This is a genomic window from Mycobacterium sp. NAZ190054 (genome assembly GCF_001545925.1).
Taxonomy (GTDB): Bacteria; Actinomycetota; Actinomycetes; order Mycobacteriales; family Mycobacteriaceae; genus Mycobacterium.
Genome location: NZ_LMVQ01000407.1, coordinates 1 through 2,193, shown reverse-complemented (window position 1 = coordinate 2,193; position 2,193 = coordinate 1). Strand labels below are relative to the sequence as shown.

The following is a 2,193-nucleotide window of genomic DNA, read 5'->3' as shown; positions in this document are numbered from 1 at the left end:
TGCCGGTGCCGCACGCCAGGTCGACCACCGCGGCACTGGCCGCCGCCGCCCGGGGTGCGCAGGTCACCGGCGTGGACTACACCCCCGAGCTGCTCGCGATCGCCGAGCGACGCGGCGGCACCGACGCGGTCACCTGGCGCGTCGGCGACGCCTCCGACACCGGTCTGCCCGCCGGGTCCTTCGATGCGGTGGTGTCGAACATGGGCATCATCTTCGTCGACCCCGCGGCCCAGGTCGCCGAGATTTCGAGACTGCTCAAACCCGTTGGTGTCCTTGCCTTTTCGGCGTGGGTAAGGGACACCAGCAATCCGTTCTTCGACCCCGTGGTCGCGGTGCTCGGGCCGCCGGCGGCCTCGGGCTTCTCCCCCGACCAGTGGGGCGACGCCGAACTCCTCGGCGCACGGTTGGACCCCGGTTTCGCCGACATCGACATCCAGCACGGGCGGCACCGGTGGGAGTTCGAGTCGATCGCCGCGGCGCTGCACTTCCTGCGGGCGGAATCACCGGTGCACGTGGAGACCTTCCGCCGCGCCGACCCGGCGCAGCGCGACCGGCTGGCCGCGGAGTTCGAGACGACCCTGCAGGGGCACGTCGAGCCGTCCGGCGCGGTGGCGTTCACCGCGCCTTATGTGGTGGTCACCGCGGCGTCGCGCGCATGAACGCTCACTCGGCCTGATAGAGGATGCCGCGTCCGATCGCCTCGCGGACCACGGGCAGCGCCGCCCACGCCAGCGCGTCAGAGTCGACGCCGTGGAAGCGGGCCAGCAGGTCGACCAGCGTGCCCAGCGGAACCTCGCCACGGCATCCCGCGAACAACGCGCGTGAGACCTCGTCGACTCCGATGACCGCCGCCGGGCCGCCCGGGCGGCGCACTGCGGCCCCGATGACCTGCCACCCGTCGGCGCCGGGCAGGGACTGCTCCTCCAGGAACACCGGCGCGGTCGACAACCGGGCGGCCAGCAACTGCTCGTCGCTGGTGTTGTGCAGGTATTCGCGGCGGGCGAGGAACGCCTCGACCTCGGGGCCGGTCAGCGCTTCGTCGGCGCCGGTGATCTCTTCGAGCACGTGGTCGGCGGGGCGCGTGTCGCCGACCCGCGGCGCCCGCAGCGTGACCATCCCCATCCCGACCCCGACGATGCCCTCGGCGTCGAACCAGTCCAGCCATTGCGCGCCGCGGCGGGCGGCCTGCTCGGGCGGCTCCCCGGCATCCGAGGTCCACAGCGACACATAGCTGATCGGGTCGGCGAACTCGCGCTGCACCACCCACGCGTGCAGGCCCGTCCCGGCGAGCCAGCCGCCCACCCGGTCGCGCCAGTCGTCCCCGTCGCGCACGACCCAGTTCGCCATGATCTGCGCGGTCCCGCCCGGCTCCAGGTGCTCGGCGGCCTGTTCGATCAGCTTCTGGCACAATGCATCTCCGGCCATACCGGAGTCGCGGTAGATGTAGTCCAGCGCACCGGTCCCGACCACGAACGGCGGGTTGGACACGATGAGGTCGAAACGTTCACCGGCCACCGGCTCGAACATGCTGCCGCACCGCAGATCCCACGACATGCCGTTGAGGCGCGCGGTGGCCGCGGCGAGCGCCAGCGCCCGCTGGTTGGTGTCGGTGGCGACGATCTCGTCGCAGTGCGCGTTAAGGTGCAGCGCCTGGATCCCGCATCCGGTGCCGAGATCGAGCGCGCGGCCGACCGGGGCGCGGACCACCGCGTGGGCCAGCGACACCGACGCGCCGCCGATGCCGAGGACATGGTCGTGGCGCACGGGGCCCGACCGCAGCGCCGAATCCTGATCGGAGACCACCAGGAAGTCGCTCGCCCCGTCGCTGTGCGGACGGATGTCCAGCACCGCCCGCACCGTGTCCGCTCCGGCGGGCTCGACGACGCCGTTGGCGATCAACGCGTCGACGCCCGCGCCCGGCAGCGCGTGCCCGACCCCGTCCCTGGATTCCTCGGTGCCCAGCAGGAACAGCCGGATCAGCGTGGCCAGCGGCTGCCTGCCGGGGTCGGCGCGGTCGGTGGCGCGCAGCGCCGACCACCACAGGCCGCGGCTGAACGCCGCGCCCGCATCGTCGCCGGAGCGCTCGTCGCCATCGGTGTCGTGTTGTTCTTCATCACCCAGCAGATCAACAAACAGCTCGGCATCCGCGACGGCCACATCACCGACCCGACCCATCTGGGCTCAGGCCCGCAC

The 2,193-nt window shown here is 72.3% G+C and carries 2 protein-coding genes; one reads left to right on the top strand and one right to left on the bottom strand.

The genetic code is table 11. The features are described 5' to 3' along the window. On the top strand, positions 1-659 hold a 659-nt coding region (locus ASJ79_RS22895; RefSeq protein WP_067960317.1), incomplete at its 5' end, for a class I SAM-dependent methyltransferase. Between the two features lie 4 nt (positions 660-663). On the opposite strand, the gene ASJ79_RS22890 is transcribed toward ASJ79_RS22895, so the two are convergent. Next, complete coding sequence (locus ASJ79_RS22890; RefSeq protein WP_082754005.1) at positions 664-2,175, bottom strand: methyltransferase; 1,512 nt, start codon at positions 2,173-2,175, stop codon at positions 664-666. Positions 2,176-2,193: the final 18 nt, after the last annotated feature.

What these genes read in the sequence shown, in the direction of transcription:
- ASJ79_RS22890 (WP_082754005.1), bottom strand. Translation starts at nt 2,175, where the DNA reads ATGGGTCGGGTCGGTGATGTGGCCGTCGCGGATGCCGAGCTGTTTGTT.